A 16511-nucleotide genomic window follows, 5' to 3' on the forward strand; every position below is an offset into this window, starting at 1 on the left:
AGAAATAAACCATGTAAAAAACCTCCAATTTTTTGGAGGTTCTCACAAAATTAATAGATCCACATTGAAAATAAAGCGACACCGATGCCCACAAAACCAAGTCCGATACTGTAAGGAAGGTTCCGAAGAACAATCTGGTAAGGGTTCACCTTCAATGCCACAGACGTCAAGGTCACAATCAATCCATAGGGTGCCGAAGGGACGGTGGCTATTGCACAGGCCGAAAGCAGAATCGTCAAGGTTACCGGTGGAAAGGCACTGGTCAAGAGCGCGCTGACTCCTCCAAAGATTCCCATCGTAGCAATGGGATGGACACCAAGAAGGGTCATCACTAAAAACGCGGCCTGGATAAACAGCATAATGAAGATCGGCTGCCCTTCCATAGCAATTAGAGGGTCCTGTAAGAATTGGAGGTAAGGCGATGCATTCAAGGTTCTAGTCAAGAACGACAATGTCAAAAGGAGGACGATGAAATTATCAAGCCGGTTTGTTTTCCACTTCCATGTCGGCCACCCAATATTCATAAAACTGCGCCTGCGCTTGATCAGCAGTGACCATACAAAGGCAAACGGAAAGATAGCGATCGTCACAGAAAATAGAAAATCAAGCTGGACAACATTCCCCAGGAAAACAACGAAGCACAGAAATAAAATCAGGGCGGCAATAAACTGAATGAACTTGCGTTTATTCAATGGTGCTGCTCCTGTACGGTCTTCTGGAATCGATTCACCCCGGTACATGAATTTGGCAGCAAACGAGTCAAGAGCAATACCAATCACGGAAATCGCAAGCATCCACGGCAGCACTTGAAGGTAGTCGGCCCCCGTAATAAAGATGGATGTGGCCAGTAAAATCTCCAGCGGGCTCCATAAAAGAGCGAGCGAATAGCCCCGCAGTGTAACCATCAGAATGAAGTTATTCTTCATTTTCAAGTTCATCTGCTTCAATTTTTCCTTAAGAAGATCCTGAGAGACCGCAGCAGAAGAAAGGTTCAAGAAAGCCGCAAGAGAAACCATCGTGACTTCACTGCGCGCATACAATCCGCTTAAGCTCTGATTCCCACCTCCAATCAATGACTGAAGCAGCTTATTATATCTGCCCGCCTTCACAACACTGTTCATCCACGGCAGCATGGAAATAAGTAGAAGCAGACTAATATTCCCGGCAAAAAATTGGGGGATATCAGACAGGACCGCATCGCTGGAAAAGTAGAAAAAGCCGCCGGCTGTCAGCAGCACAGTCCCTAAAATCTTAAAGACGCGGTCCGACCTGGGAAAGCTGACAGCCGTCATCACCATTCCCAGAACACCAATGATTATGTACAGCGTTTCATCCGCCCAGAACGTATGAAGGACATTCAGTAAAAATACAAACGAGTAGAATAGATATAAATAGTTCGACCAATGGCGCACAGTTATTCTCCTCACTATGGTAGCGTATCCAATGATCTCATCCTATAGAGGAATGGAACTTTTTTCAATCCTAAAGCTCAAAAAGGTGACAACGCCTGAAACGTTATCACCTTTCTATAATTATTGTTTTTTTGCAAAGACAAGCGTGGAAGGCTGCCACTGTACGCCTACGTACCCATTCTCAATCAAGGATTTTTGTTCATCGTAATCCTTCTGCTGAACGGTTACGATTGTAGACACATCCCACATCACAGGACTGGAAACCGGACGATAGAAAATATAGCGCAGCATGCCGGCGTATTTTTCCTTGATCGCAGCAATAACCATCCCTTGAGAAAACTTATCCTTTAAACTTCCGGGATTTTCAGGGTGAACCGTACAAAAGAGATGAGTCCTGCCGTGGTTAGCTGCGTGGAAAGCATCCATAATCCAAACACCCATGCTTTTCTGCAGGCGGTTTCCTCTGTATTCAGGAAGCACGCACGAAATCTCCTGATGGACGACCTTTTCCCACTCGGCTTCCGGAAGGCCGACATCGCGGCCGAGATTCTCTATGTGGTGTCCTGGATACCATAATGCCCGGAAGGCAGCCAGGGTCTCTCGCACGTAAACCCCGATCAGCAGCCCTCCGCCTGTTAAAATGGTCGTGAATTCTTCTTCGCTCAGTGGCTGCAGCGTCGATGAATCCTCGACATGCTGCTCCACTTCCTTCTGCATCGTCTGCAGTTCTTCCAGGGCATCCAAAGAAAGAACATGGACACTGTACTTCCTTTCCTGACCTGTTGGTTGATGCTGTAATATCCCTTGGGCAATCATTCTATTCCCTACTTTCTAATCGTGCTGCCGGACAGCCATTTCCTTTGGTGTAAACGTTTCTTTATGGCTCGTTAATTGTTCAATATAGTCGATATCGGGCTCAAAACCAATTCCCGGCTGGTCTGGAACTTTCATTTCACCGCGGTCCATCCGCACTTCCGGATGGATGATGTCACGCTCCCAATAATGACTGGAAGGAGCTGTATCTCCTGGATAAAGGAACTGAGGCAGGGCTGTGACGGCAATGTTATGCGCCCGGCCGATGCCGGTTTCCAGCATGCCGCCGCACCACATCGGAATATGGTGGTCCTGACAGAGTTTATGAATCTTCAGCGTTTCCTGCAGGCCTCCAACACGGCCGATCTTCAAATTGACGATCCTGCAGCTGCCAAGCTCAATCGCTTTCCGAACATCATCATAGGAATGAAGGCTCTCATCGAGACAGATCGGTGTATTCAAATGCTTCTGCAGTTCTGCATGATCAATGATATCGTCATGAGCCAGCGGCTGTTCAATCATCATCAGGTTCAGATCATCCAGCTGCTTCAGACGGGGAATGTCATCGAGCGTGTAGGCGCAGTTGGCGTCCGCCATCATTTCAAGATCAGGAAACCGGCGCCGGACGGCACCAAGCAGCTCCACATCCCAGCCGGGCTTGATTTTCACTTTGATCCGCTTATACCCTTCTTTCACATATCCGGCTATTTTTTCCAGCAGGGCGTCTTCACTTTCCGTAATGCCGATACTGACGCCCACATCAATGGAGGACTTCGTTCCACCAAGCACTTCGGCCAGTGGACGTCCCTGTTCCTTGGCGTACAAGTCCCAGACCGCCTGCTCCACAGCAGCTTTTGCGTTGAATTGGCCCCGTATGGACTGAAAGCGCTCCGAAACTTCTCTCGGATGACCGATCGGTGCTTTCAGCAGTTCGGGCAGAAGAAACTTCCGAAGCATCGGCCAGTTGGTATCAATCGTTTCTTCATTATAAATCGGTTCATTGATGGATACGGATTCGGCCCAGCCGGAATGACCGTTGGCAGACTGGACTTCCACAAGGATGACGTCCTTATCATATTCAGTCCCGACACTGGTCGTAAATGGATGCAGAAGATCCATTTTAATTTGACGGAGAATTACTTTTTCGATATTCACGGAGTCCCCTCCTTACAGTCTACTTGATCGGCCTGACGCAGCATTTCATATAAAATATCCCGGCCGGTAATCAGAGCCTTTTTGTTGAAGTTCATCGCTGGATGGTGAAGTCCTGGAGTAAGCCCGCACCCAAGTCCGATCATCGTCGCAGACAGTCCACTGTTATGGAAGGTATAAAAATGAAAGTCCTCCGCTCCCGGTGAAACACACGGCGGTGCCAGGGCATCCTTGGAGCAGGCTTTCACGACCGCTTTTTCAGCCAGCCCTACAGCTTGATCGTTTTGGACAGCTGCAGGCGAGAATTCCACCCATTCGCTCCCGATTGCTGTTCCTGTTTCCTGCTCGACCTGTTGGATGATCTCCTTCGTCTGGTCGATAAGCCGCTGCAGCCCGTCGTTGGAAACGGAGCGGATATCAAACGTCATTCTCGCCGTTTCCGGAATGAGGTTCGCAGCTTCACCGGCATGCAGTTCTGTCGGCTTCAAAGAATAACCGGTATCCACATGTACAGCTTTTAACGACGCCATCAAGCGGCCCGCAGCTTCGATCGGGTTTTTGGCGAGTTCCGGACGGGCAGCATGAGCGGGTACTCCTTTAATTGTCAGCTTCAATGTAATAATCGCCCCGTGCAGAATTACGGGTGCGGCCTTGCCGTCAGGAACTTCCTGTTCCGGACGCAGATGGATACCACCTAAAAATTTCACATTCGCAAGGGCCCCGCTTTCCATCATCTGCAACGCCCCGGCGGCCGTTTCTTCTGCGGGCTGGAAGATAAACCGGACCGTATGATATGGCTTTTCACCGGATTCCATAAGCTTTAATGCGGTATGGAGCACCATCGTACTATGGCCGTCATGACCGCACGAGTGGTTCGGGCGCACTTCCCCGTCTACCTCCTGAACGAGCGCATCCATATCCGCTCTCAAGGCGATCACTTCTTCTGTCTCTCCCGGATAGTCCACGTAAAATCCATAGTGGCGGGCAAAGGTATTCACTTTATAGCCGGCATCCTTCAACCGGCTCTGTAAATAATGGGAGGTTTTTTCTTCTTTTCCACTCGGTTCCGCAAGCGCGTGGAGCGCTTCGTACGTTTGTATCAGGTCATCCTGGTGCTGATCCACGATGCATTCCCCCTTAGAAAATGAGATGGGCTATACCGACAACAATCGGCAGTGTAATGATGGTACGCAATAGAAAGATGAAAACAAGATCTTTGAAGCTTACCGGCAGCTTCGACCCAAGCAGAAGTCCACCCATTTCCGACATGTAGACAAGCTGGGTGACAGAAACAGAAGCGATGATGAAGCGGGTCATTTCACTTTCGATGCCGCTTCCAATAACAGCCGGAAGGAACATATCCGCAAACCCGACGACCATCGTCTGACCGGCGGCCGATGCTTCCGGCACCTGCATCACGACAAGCAGCCATTCAAAAGGCTTTCCGATGATCGTGAAGAAAGAGGTGAATTCGGCAATCACAACAGCCACCGTACCGATAGCCATGACGACCGGCATCACACCAATCCACATATCCAGCACGTTCTGCAGGCCTTCTTTCACCGTGGCCTTCGCCCCGCCACTGTGCCGTGCTTTTTCAAGGGCTTGGCCTTTCCCCCATTTGACAACAGATACGCCGGACGGAATCAGCTCCTCTGTTCTTCGTTCGGCGCCTTCGTACGTATCATCCGATTTTCTTGAAAGCGGTGGAATCCGCGGCATAATAATCGCAGCGGCCAGACCGGCAATGATAATCGTTGCGTAATAAGGCAGGAAGTACGCCTCCATGTTCAAATAAGTGATGACGACAATCGTAAACGTAATGGAAACAATCGAAAACGTAGTCGCTACAACGGCGGACTCCCGCTTCGTGTAATAGCCTTCTTCGTACTGCTTAGAAGTCAACAGCACTCCGATCGTTCCATCTCCCACCCATGAAGCCAGACAGTCCAGCGAGGAACGTCCAGGAAGTGTAAAAGACGGGCGCATCACTTTCATCAATAGAGCTCCGACGAATTCAAGCAGGCCAAAGTTGAGAAGCAGAGGCAGAAGGAATCCTGCCAAAAGAAACGTTGTGAACAATACAGGCAGCAGATCATTGAGGAGAAGGCCGCCGGTCACATCCGATACGAGAAAATCAGGACCGAAAGCAACCAGCACCATCCACCCAAAGACCATCCCGGCTGTCCGGGTCACGAGCCAGTTGTTACTTACATAAAAGAGATTTTTCAAATACGCAGAATTCATGATCCAGCCAGGCTTCATTCCCCTGGCCAGGATGGAACCAAGTACAGACAGCGTGATAACCGCTACTGTAAATGCTGGTATATACGCACCAAGAGCACCGTTGATGCTGTTGGCAAAATAGGCTACCGGAACAGTCATGCCTGATTCTGTATTAATAGGAACGATAAAAAATAAAAGACCGAATAATGACGGCAGTATAAATTTCCAGTAATCCTTCTTCGTATAAGTTTTCTCTGTAACATTCGTCGTCTGAAACTCTCCCTGCATAATCCCCACTCCTTTTTAATAGGTCCCTACTCTAAAAACTTCCCCCGCTCTGCATACATCAGTTCAATTTTCTGCTGCCTTGCTTTTACCTGTTCCGAGTACTTGTCCGCTGCCGTCTGAATAACCATTTCGGAAACGCTGACGGCGCCCGCAATGGAATGATAATCCGTTTCCATCCGCTCTTCTGTCGTAATAGTCACATCCGCTTCCCGGCCAACCGGTGACAAAGGCTTATCTGCGAAGGCGATGATGGATGCGCCGGCTTTCCTGGCAGCGTCAGACAGCTCTTTTCCTTCTTTCCGATACCTCGGGAAAGAAAAAATGACGACCGCGGACAGCTCATCGATATCTACCATTTCCTCCGGGAGCAGTCCCTCAGCGCTGAAAAGGGACACGCGGTCTCTCAGCTGTCTCAGCGCGTAGTAAAACCAATACCCAGCCGCATAGGAACCCCCGAAGCCCCCGATGAACACTCGGTCCGCTTTCATCATGACCTCCGCTGCTTCCCGGATTTCCTCCGGATTCAGCTGATCCATCATATGAGCAAACACTTTCTTTTCCTGTTCCGCCACTTGATAAAACCGGTCTTCTTCCTTCACCTGTCCTGACATTGTAGAAGACTGAGAGGACTGAAGCCAGTTGGAGCGGATGGCCTCCTGCATATGGGAATACCCGCGGAACCCAAGCACATTGGCCAGACGGATGACCGTCGTTTCGCTGACGCCGACATTCCGACCCAGCTGTGAAGCCGTTATGATGGCTCCCTCCTCTTTATGCTCAATCAAATAGGAGGCCACTTTTTTCTGCCCCTGAGACAAAGAGGGATAATACGTTTTAATGGTCTGAAGGATCGGTTCCTCCATCTTCCTCCTCCTTTCTCAGAATGTGTGAAGTTTTTCCTTCGTTTCTATTAATCTACCGTACTTTTTCCTTCACATCAATAATTATTAGAAAATTCAATAATAATAGCTGTCCCTCAACATAGAGGAACAGCTATTATTTTCCATAGGATTGGACTCTCATCAGGTAAGCAGCCATCCCTATAATTGGCACACACCCCATCCAATGTCTCTGATTCTCCCTTCCATACTTCCGCTCCCGCCAGTAGATGGCGTAAACAGACAATGCGGTCAAGACGAAGAAATCAACCGTCATCACGTGAACAAACTGCGACACTTGAAAAGCAATTTCGTAATCCCCGGCGCTGCCTTCTGTTATTCCATAAACAAACAGGGCAGCTGTGCCAAGACTTACCACAAAAAGGAATGCCCTTGACCTCAGCATTTTCACGATCCACCCTGGAGTCCTTGTCCTCCGAACCAAGCCATTTTTGGCTAAGAAAAAATAAGGCATCAAGGCAAAGGCTCCGAGCATGAACGAACCGATCACAAACGGCCATGCAGGCACGCGGGCGTCATCCTCCCCAAGCAGAAAAGCCGCAAAAGCCATCGGGTACATCCCTAAAAAGCTGAACACCATAAGGAGCATCGGATCAGGGTCATCCATTTCGATCAGCTGAGCCAGATACCCCTGATTCCCATCCGGTGCAAGGAAAACCGCATATAAAATAAAAAGGATCCATCCAATAAACAACAAAGAACGGCGCATCCTATCATTCCCTCCTGAATGTAACAATAGTGGTCTATCTCCTGTATCGATCATACATAAACCAACCCAGATAAAAAAGGACCTGCTCTTTAAGAAGCAGGCCCTCCCTTCAACTAAGAGTCTATGGATTCAATGACACATTCGATCGCTGCCGTTAAATCCTGCTGCGGCCAGCTGGGAAGTTTTCCGTGCTGGACGGCGAGTTCATGAGAAGCAGGAAGGTGAATAAATCCTGAAGGGACGTGCTCTTTCCTCTTTTTAAAATGATAGAGCGTCTGATACATCACATGGTTACAGACATAAGTGCCTGCTGTGTTCGAGATTTGAGCCGGATACCCGTTCTCATGAAGACCTTCCACAAATTGTCGGATTGGAAGTGTCGTAAACAAGCCATCAGCCCCTTCCTCATGAATCGGTTCTCCGTCCGGTTTGTTTCCACGGTTATCCTTTTCACTGCTTTCGTTCCAGTTGATGGCTATCCTTTCCGGTGTAATGCTCTGCCGTCCAGCTGCAAGTCCAAGCGAGAGGACCACATCCGGCTGGGTCTCTTCGATATGAGATAGGATCTCTGCCCCGGACGTATCATAATCGACCGGCAGAATACGCCCTTCAATGTGGTAACCACCAATCTGCCTGCCGTGAAGATGGTGGACAATCTGTTTCGTCGGATTGATCGGGAAGCTGAGGAATGGTTCAAAACCAGTCAGCAAAAGTGTCGGCACATGTTCATCTCCTTTCATACGAATGCTTTTCAAGGTGTAAAATTGGTAAATTAAACCATGTTTATCCTTTCCCTTCACTCGCTCAACAGAAACGTTCACATTCATTAAAAACCAGTTAAAATATCAAAAACAGATAAAAAACACGAAAGAAACCTTTATAAACGAACAATTGAAAGATAAATGGATATAACATTCGTTTTTATGGTTGTGAAGCAACATCCACTCTGTTATAGTAAACTCGTATCCAATTTCATATCGCACTCGTATATTTTCAGTAATACGGTCTGAGCGTTTCTACCTGGTTCCCATTTTAAGAACCGGACTACGAGTTACATGTGTACACCTGTGTCCCCATTGGCACAGTCCAGCTGCGTATGTAAACGTTGATGTCTGAAGGTAGAACCCATTTTCTGCTTTCAGGCATTTTTTGTAGAGGCGGCGTTATCGTGGATAACAACATCTAAGGAGCGTCTACGTATGTCTTATCTCGCACGAACACTCACCTTTGTACTATTCTCTATCTTTTTGTTAGCTGGGTGCAGCAACAACGAATCAGCACCTGCGGAAGCAAGTGCTGAAGAAGAAACACAACAGCCCATCCTTATTCAGGGCCCGATGCCGATTGAGGCAGAGAACTTTGCCGAACGCCTGGAAAACGTAGAAGAGGAACAATCCGGTACATTTGTTTTTTATAAAGGAACGGTGGATGACTACCCTGTCATCGTCATGAAAACAGGAAAAGGTATGGAAAACACAGCCGCTGCCACAGCCCTGGCTATTGAAAAGTTCACCCCAGCAGCCATCATCAATCAAGGCACATCCGGCGGACACGATCCGGAATTGAATGTTTTTGATATCGTACTTGGAGAACGAACGGTCAACCTCGGTTCCTTGAAGACAGGAAGCCGTGAAGAAGGAGAAGGTATCGCGCCGACAGAATGGATTCCGATGGACTTGATGGCATCTGAAGGAAGTGCCGGCGAAGATCCGGATGCCGAAAACATCCGCTACTTTGAAGGAGACAAAGACCTTTTGGAAGCAGCCAAAGCGGTCAAGGAAACGCACAAGGAAGGGAAAGTCGTGGAAGGTACTATCGGATCCGCGGACGTATGGAACAATGAAGTCGACCGTATTCAGTGGTTTCACGAGAACTTCGGTTCAAGCGTAGAAGAGATGGAAGGAGCCGCCGGTGCACAGATCGCCAAAGCGTACGATACCCCGTACCTCGGCATCCGCATTCTTTCCAACAATAAAACCAACGGCGGCGAATACAATCCAGAAACCGCCGCATCCAACCAGGACTACGTCTATGAAGTGGTCAAAGAATATATCCAAAACAAATAAGAAAAGCAAAAGGCAGCTCTTCAATGAGCTGCCTTTCCTTTATCCCATATTCACTTCATCTTCTGCACATACATAACTCAAAACCGTATCTTTAATCGGAACATCCACTTTCCCGTTCAATCCATCCAGAGCCAGCACATCATAGCCTTTTCCGTCTTTGATATAACCGAGCCAGTACGGCACGTAGACGATAGAACGGCTCACAATCTCCACCTGGATTTTCTCGCGCCGCTTTTCCTTCGAGAACATTTCCCAGTACAGCACTTCACGGGCTTCCTGCTTCGACACTTCTCCCTGCACCGGCCAAAAGCTCCGGCTGCTTTCTTCCAAAGGAAGATCCACGGGTAAGATCGCACTCATGCGGCTTAACGGCTCGATTGCCATCCGGCCCTCCAGACCGTCAGGAAGCGAGTGAGTGACCGCCTTATAATCAAAGCAGAAAAAGGGAATGTACACCTGCTCCATGGATGTCAGCTGCTTCGTTTTCCTGAGCTTCTTCCATAAGCCTGTATGAATCTGCCCGGACATTTTTTGGACGGCTTCCTCTTTTTCAATGACAGGTTGAAGATAGTGAGTCATGGATTTTCCTCCTTATAAATTCTGCAGATACATCAGGAACGCAAAGACGACGAAGAAATAAAGGACAAGGTAGATCGGCCATCTTTTCGTTTTCTTCTCTTCTTCCACTTCCTCCACAGAGGCCGCAGCTTCCGCACGATCCTGCAGGGTTTCCTGGACGTTTTTCTTCGTCCGGTCGATCGTCAGACCTTCCAGCTTTTCCTTTGGAGGCGTTTTCGATAACAGGCTGACGGCGTAACCGGCCGCAACAGCAACGACAGCACCGACAAGGTTGTTGTACAACCAGGAAATTTCTGCAAAAACAGTCACTGCCCATACAGCAAGCATTCCGGCAATAACGCCGGCAAAGGCGCCCGTTCCGTTGACACGCTTCGTAAAGATCGCAAGGATAAACACACCAAGCAGGGCACCATAGAAGTAGGAACCAATCTGGTTGACCGCTTCAATCACCGGTCCGAGGTTGCCGGCAAAGAAAGCGAAGATCGTTGCATAAATCCCCCAGAATACCGTCGCATAACGGGAGGCTTTCAAATAGTGCTCTTCGGATTGGTTTTTCTTCATAAATTTACTGTAAAAGTCACGGACCGATACGGCAGACAAGGAGTTCAGCGCAGAGTCCAGGCTGGACATCGCTGCGGCAAATACTCCGGCAATGATCAATCCGGAAATACCGACCGGAAGCTCATTCACAACAAAACGCGGGAACAGTTCGTTCAAGTTGTTGATGTTCGGATCCCCGGCATATTGATAGAAAATGTAGAGCAATACACCAATAAGCAGGAACAACAGCATCTGTGGAATCAACAAGACACCACTCAGCACAAGAGACAGCTTACTTTCACGAATCGATTTACTCGTCAATACACGCTGGATCTGGCTCTGGTCCGTTCCAAAGTAAGCGGCGTGGAGGAAGAAACCACCGATCACACCCGCCCAGATGCTGTACTCTACACTCAGATCTGTAGAGAAATCAATCGACTCAAGCATACCGGTCTGGGACGCTGTCGACATCACTTCTCCCCATCCGCCGGGAACATCCTGGAAGATGATGAATACACTGAGGCCGGCACCGATCCACAGAACGACCATCTGAATGACGTCCGTCCAGATGACGGCGCTGATACCGCCAAGAACCGTGTAGGAAACGGCGATCACGGCCATGAGGATGATCATGATGTTGACGTCTACACCAGTAATGACCGACAATACAAGCGCCGGGGCATACAGGACGACCCCTGTAGCAAGTCCGCGGGCAATCAGGAACAGCCCGGCCGTTAATGTACGCGTTTTCACATCAAACCGGCGTTCCAGGTATTCATAGGCCGTATAGACTTCGGTTTTATAGAAAAACGGAACGATCGTCGCAATGAGGAAGGCCATGGCAAGCGGCACGTTGATGAACGTGATGATCCGCGTCAGCCCTCCGTCATAGCCCCACCCCGGGGCCCCGATAAACGTGATGGCACTGGCCTGTGTCGCCATGACCGACAGACCGATCGCCCACCAAGGGATGCTTCTTCCGCCAAGAAAATAATCCTTAGTCGATTTCTGGTTTTTTCCGAAGGCCGCTCCGATAAAAGCGGTTCCAAGTACATATACGACAAAAATGATATAATCAATGACTGTAAAACTGCTCATTTTGTCCTCTCCCCATTTCGTTGATCTAACATATAGACATCCATAAACCGGCGGGCTGCCTGCTTCAACAGTTCAGGTCCCTGTCTGACAGCTTCCTTTAGTGTCATCGGTTTGTCGACAATCGGAAGCACGGCCAGAAGTCCTTCGTTCTCCGCTTTGGACAAGTCCCCTTCCATCATGCCGGCAAAAGCGACACACGGTACATGATGCTTTTTCGCCAGTCTCGAAAGACCAATCGGCCCTTTGCCGTACAGCGACTGGGCATCGACTTTCCCTTCACCAGTAATGACGAGATCCGCACCGGCAATCTGCTCTTCCAGCTTTCCGAGTTCTGCAATCATTTCAAAACCGCTCTCCACATGGTAATCATCAAGCAGACTGAATAAAGAAAAACCAAAGCCTCCAGCCGCACCGCTTCCATCCTTGTCACGGACGGTCCTCCCGGTATACTGTTCGAGTACAGCCGCATACCTTGTCATGCCCTCCTCGAGCTCGGCCAGGCACGATTCATCCGCGCCTTTCTGTGGTCCGAAAATTGTCACCGCTCCTTCTTTTCCAAGCAGCGGGTTGGAAACATCCGAAGCAATCCGCCATTCCACACCTGTCATCCTCTGCTTGAAAGCGTCTGTTTTGACGTTTTCAACTTTCCCGAGTGACTTTCCGTTCATCTGCAGTTCTTGTCCATCGTCATCCAAAAACTGAACGCCAAGAGCCTGAAAAAAACCACTCCCGGCATCAACGGTTGCACTGCCGCCAAGGCCGAGGATGATCGTTTCCGCTCCTTTTTCAATCGCTGCCTTTGCCAGTTCTCCAGTTCCGAAGGTGGACGCTTGAAGAGGGTTTTTTTCTTCTTCGTTCAGAAGGGGGAGACCGGAAGCGGCCGCTGTTTCAATTACAGCCATCCGCTCCTCCGGAATCCAACCATAAGCGGCGGTCATTGTTCTTCCTAATGGATCATGAACCGTCTCTTCCATCAGTTCCCCATCAAACATCTTCATCAAAGCTTCAACGGTCCCTTCACCACCATCCGCCATCGGAACGGACTGAACCTCCACACTAGAATCGCTTGCTTTAAGTCCGTGCTTCACCGCTTCGCACGCTTCTGCACTGCTCATCGATCCTTTAAAAGAATCGGGCGCTACAATGATTTTCATTGTTCTCCCGCCTTCAGCCACAGCGCTCCATAAGGCTGGACCGTTATTTTTTCTTCCGTCGTATAGGACACTCCGCTTAAAGCATCAACAAACACTTCTGACTGCAATGGAGCCTGAAACTCTTCCGGATCCACTTCCACAGCTTCTTCAGATACGTTCACAACCGAAACAAGTTCACCACCACGGACGATTGTAAACAACCGGTCATCAAGGAACAGCACATCCTGCGTGGCGTTCGGGTGGAAGGCCTTCTGCTGTTTACGAAGTTCGATTCTGTCCATAAACGTCGTGAACACCCGGTTTCGTAAAGTTCCTTCCGTATCGAGGTCTTTCTTAAGCTTGTCCGCCTCCAGCTTCTCACGATTAATGGAACGGTTCCTCCCTGTCACTTCGACTCCTGCCAAGTCATTCAGTGACCCGAGCAGACTGTGAACGTAAATGCCGGGAACACCTTTGACAGAAAGAAGGATCGTCTGTGCAGCAAGGAAACGGTCGACCGCATCCTGAGGCGTCTCTTCCGGTTTCGTCAACGCACTTAAATAGTTGATATTCAGTTCATATGGACTCTTTGTACCGTCTCCATTATCTTTGTAGGAAACGAATCCTCCCTGTTCCTTCGCACGATCAGCAAGACTCTGTACTTCCCCTTCATTTAAAATCCCTTCCACAGGACGGAGGCCGACACCGTCGTGGGAAGCCAGGAAATTGAAGAATGATGTATGGTCGCTCGTGTCTTCCAAAGCGTCAGCCCACTCGGAAAGATGGCGGGCGTTTCCGGAAACAAACGAGTGCAGTGTTAATGGAGGCAGTGGGAATTGATAAACCATGTGCGCTTCATTATGTCCGCTCCCGAAGTAGCTGATGTTGTCTTTGTGCGGCACGTTGGTTTCCGTAATCACGATGGTGCCCGGGGAGATTTCCTCCAGGACGTGGCGCATCACTTGAACAATTTTGTGCGTTTCCTCAAGGTGGATGCTCGTTGTGCCAAGCCGCTTCCACAAAAAGCCGATGGCATCCAGTCGCAGATAACGCGCTCCGTGTTGGACGTATGCGGTAAGAATCTTAAGCACTTCAGCGAATAACGCCTCACTCTCGTAATTCAAATCGATCTGATCATCACTGAACGTGGTCCAGACATATTTTATCCCTTCGGCGTGCTCCACTTTTGTTAAGAGTGGAAGAGCCCGCGGACGGACAACGGAACTATAATCAAGCGAAGGATCGGATTCCACAAAGTAATCCTGGTATTCTTCTTCCCCTTTTAGGTAATTTTGGAACCAATTACTTTTTCTTGAAATGTGGTTGATGACCGCATCAAACATTAAGTCGTAATCCTCGGACAATTCGTGCACGTTATCCCAGTCACCAAGCTCCGGGTTGACCTCCAGATAATCCTGGACAGAAAAACCGTCATCCGATGTGAACGGGTAAAATGGAAGAATGTGAACCGAGTTGATGGTCTGCCCGACATACTCCTGCAAAAACTGTTTCAGCGTTGTGAGCGGATTTTCTCCCTCCTGCTTGATGGAGTCTCCGTACGTAATCAGCATCACATCGCGCTCATCCACCCAGTCCTTCGCCTGGGCCTTCTGCCTGCAGGTGTCTATAATATCAAGCGTTTTTTGGTAAAGGCGCTCGCCTTTTTCATTTCCATATACGTCATAAAGGTTCTGTTTAATTTGATCGACAGCCGTTTGAGTCATTTTGTCCCCTCCAAAAATGATGTTAACGCTATCATAAGGGAAATGCGGGATGCTTTCCATGTTACGAAGACCAATAATACAAACGTTTTCACAGCTTTATTTTGGTATAAAGAACAAAAGAGAAGCTCAATCCGCTTCTCTTTCAGGTGATTTTATGGAAGGCAAGAGCCATCTGCAGTAATGTCGAATCATTGATATCGCGGGGATCATATCCGGTTACGTCCTTAATCTTTTTCAACCGGTATTGAAGGGTGTTCTTATGAATATGAAGCACCTCCGAGGTCGCTTTAATCGAACCCTTTTGTTGATAAAAAGTCTCCAGGGTGTTCTCCCAATCCGGAATGGACCCAAGATCCTCCGGCTGAAGCTTTCTTGCAATGAAATCACGCCGAACCGATTCCGGTACATCATACATGAGTGACTCCACACCTAAATCTTCATAAAAATAAAGCGGTTGATGGTGATCAGAAGCATAGCGGAGCGCACGGTCGGCTTCGTCCACCGATTTCCACATAGTACCGGGATGCCGGCACACGCTGCCGACACCAGCAGAACTTTCCTGCTCATACGTCTTTCGGAGTGCCTCCTGGATTTCCCACACCCGTGCGTTGACTCTTTCTTTTTGATAGAGCGGATCTTTATGTTCGTTCACAGACAGCAGGATCATATAGCGGGAACTGCCCTCTGGAATCAGGACATGTTCATTGTAGTCGGGGAAGTGGCGGAGGATCAGCTTTTCCACATTTCTCCGGTACCGCTGCATCTGCACTTCATCATTGACATCTCCGAGTGGTGATCCCAGCTTGTCATACCAATAATCCTGAAAGCCGCTGAGCTCCAGCAGCACAGCCACCCGGGGTTTATAAATGTTGATGCCGAACATCCACCCTCTTGTCGCAAACAGCTTTTCATCCTGATACTGATTACGGATCCATTCGTTCACAAACGTCTCTCTGGCCTGCGTCTCCAGCTCTACCTGTTCATCTAGATACGCTTCTTTAATGAGGATTTCCGTCATTTTTTGAAGCAGCGCGCCCTGCTGGCTAAGCTCCTCTGGTTCACCCGTGATTCCGATCACACCGACGATCTGTTCATGCAGGCGGACAGGAAGGTTGATCCCAGCTTTCGCTCCTTCATACGTTTCTTGCGACGAAATGATTAACGTCTGGCCGGTTTCCAGCACTTTAGCTGCACCCTCATGAAAATCACCGATCCGCATTTTATCCAGACTGGCAATGATTTTCGCCTTTTCATCCATGAAGTTGATATTTTTATTCATAATTGGTTCGGTTTCCTGAACAATTGATTGAGCTACCTCTCTTGGAATCAGCATACCCATACCCCTCTCCGTCGTTCTTATTGTTATCCATCCTAGCACAGATTACAGGGAGGAATGATGGAGAAAAGCAAGAACGGATGTTTCTCTTAAGGAATTGTTCTGAATCTATCCGGCAACAGCTTTTGTAATCACCATAAACGCACTTTTCATTAGTTGCTCCAGCTTGAGAAAAAAGTAGAACCAAATATACAGCTGAAAACCCTGGGTAAGGAAGTGAAGGCGGAGTTCTGCCGGCGTATAAAGATGCCCTTCAAACAGAATCTGGAAAAAACAAAGAAATGCAAACACAGTGAATTGGATGCTGTCGTAGAGGAAATAGATACGAAAAAGGAAGGAAGCGCATGATTGGAAATGGCTGCTTTTTTGTGAATGGAGGAGCTGAAGTCAATATCCATTAATGAAAGAGAATAGATCTTTGAGGCCGTGGATGGCGGCGAAATCGAACGGATCACATCTGCATATTTTACATCCATTCAATAGTTTTCCATCCTGCTTCCATTTATAATAGAAGGCAGGGGGAAGATCTTCCCCTT

The 16511-nt window shown here is 48.6% G+C and carries 14 protein-coding genes and 1 riboswitch; of the genes, 1 reads left to right on the top strand and 13 read right to left on the bottom strand.

The features are described 5' to 3' along the window. Positions 1–50: 50 nt before the first annotated feature. The 8 genes from QMA39_RS10140 to QMA39_RS10175 form a co-directional block, all read right to left on the bottom strand. Positions 51–1412: a hypothetical protein gene (locus QMA39_RS10140; RefSeq protein ID WP_281658626.1), complete on the bottom strand. Its 1362-nt coding sequence runs from the start codon at positions 1410–1412 to the stop codon at positions 51–53. A gap of 120 nt (positions 1413–1532) precedes the next feature. Beyond that, positions 1533–2228, bottom strand: a complete 696-nt coding sequence (locus tag QMA39_RS10145) for a GNAT family N-acetyltransferase (RefSeq protein ID WP_281658627.1) — start codon at positions 2226–2228, stop codon at positions 1533–1535. A 15-nt stretch (positions 2229–2243) separates the two neighbouring features. Continuing rightward, positions 2244–3380 (bottom strand): o-succinylbenzoate synthase, encoded by a 1137-nt coding sequence (gene menC / locus QMA39_RS10150; protein WP_281658628.1) that lies wholly within the window; start codon positions 3378–3380, stop codon positions 2244–2246. Further along, positions 3377–4501, bottom strand: coding sequence for an amidohydrolase (locus QMA39_RS10155; protein WP_281658629.1), 1125 nt, complete (start codon positions 4499–4501; stop codon positions 3377–3379). The genes menC and QMA39_RS10155 overlap by 4 nt, the downstream gene beginning before the upstream one ends. Positions 4502–4514: 13 nt before the next feature. Then, complete coding sequence (locus tag QMA39_RS10160; RefSeq protein ID WP_281658630.1) at positions 4515–5891, bottom strand: YjiH family protein; 1377 nt, start codon at positions 5889–5891, stop codon at positions 4515–4517. Between the two features lie 26 nt (positions 5892–5917). Continuing rightward, positions 5918–6754 carry a MurR/RpiR family transcriptional regulator gene (locus tag QMA39_RS10165; protein WP_281658631.1) on the bottom strand — a complete coding sequence of 279 codons (837 nt, stop codon included), beginning with the start codon at positions 6752–6754 and terminating at the stop codon, positions 5918–5920. 133 nt (positions 6755–6887) lie between these two features. Then, entirely contained in the window at positions 6888–7499 is a 612-nt protein-coding gene (locus tag QMA39_RS10170; protein WP_027954918.1) for a hypothetical protein, read from the bottom strand. A gap of 113 nt (positions 7500–7612) precedes the next feature. Next, positions 7613–8221 carry a pyroglutamyl-peptidase I gene (locus QMA39_RS10175; RefSeq protein ID WP_027954917.1) on the bottom strand — a complete coding sequence of 203 codons (609 nt, stop codon included), beginning with the start codon at positions 8219–8221 and terminating at the stop codon, positions 7613–7615. A 241-nt stretch (positions 8222–8462) separates the two neighbouring features. Next, positions 8463–8566: riboswitch (purine riboswitch) on the top strand. A 132-nt stretch (positions 8567–8698) separates the two neighbouring features. Between QMA39_RS10175 and QMA39_RS10180 the strand changes: the two genes are divergently transcribed. After that, positions 8699–9565 carry a 5'-methylthioadenosine/S-adenosylhomocysteine nucleosidase gene (locus tag QMA39_RS10180; RefSeq protein ID WP_281658632.1) on the top strand — a complete coding sequence of 289 codons (867 nt, stop codon included), beginning with the start codon at positions 8699–8701 and terminating at the stop codon, positions 9563–9565. A 39-nt stretch (positions 9566–9604) separates the two neighbouring features. Here the strand turns inward: QMA39_RS10180 and QMA39_RS10185 are convergent, their stop codons facing one another. From QMA39_RS10185 to QMA39_RS10205, 5 genes are all read right to left on the bottom strand, one after another. Beyond that, entirely contained in the window at positions 9605–10144 is a 540-nt protein-coding gene (locus QMA39_RS10185; protein ID WP_027954915.1) for a hypothetical protein, read from the bottom strand. 12 nt (positions 10145–10156) lie between these two features. After that, complete coding sequence (locus tag QMA39_RS10190; RefSeq protein ID WP_281658633.1) at positions 10157–11782, bottom strand: sodium:solute symporter; 1626 nt, start codon at positions 11780–11782, stop codon at positions 10157–10159. Then, positions 11779–12936: a glycerate kinase gene (locus QMA39_RS10195; RefSeq protein ID WP_281658634.1), complete on the bottom strand. Its 1158-nt coding sequence runs from the start codon at positions 12934–12936 to the stop codon at positions 11779–11781. Before QMA39_RS10195 ends, QMA39_RS10190 begins: the two co-directional genes overlap by 4 nt. Next, positions 12933–14639: an alpha-amylase family glycosyl hydrolase gene (locus QMA39_RS10200; protein WP_281658635.1), complete on the bottom strand. Its 1707-nt coding sequence runs from the start codon at positions 14637–14639 to the stop codon at positions 12933–12935. The genes QMA39_RS10195 and QMA39_RS10200 overlap by 4 nt, the downstream gene beginning before the upstream one ends. Before the next feature lie 142 nt (positions 14640–14781). Beyond that, on the bottom strand, positions 14782–15972 hold the full coding sequence (locus tag QMA39_RS10205; protein ID WP_281658636.1) for a sugar diacid recognition domain-containing protein: 1191 nt from the start codon (positions 15970–15972) through the stop codon (positions 14782–14784). Positions 15973–16511 lie beyond the last annotated feature (539 nt).

The organism is Halobacillus sp. Cin3, from assembly GCF_947311855.1.
GTDB classification, from domain to species: domain Bacteria; phylum Bacillota; class Bacilli; order Bacillales; family Halobacillaceae; genus Halobacillus; species Halobacillus kuroshimensis.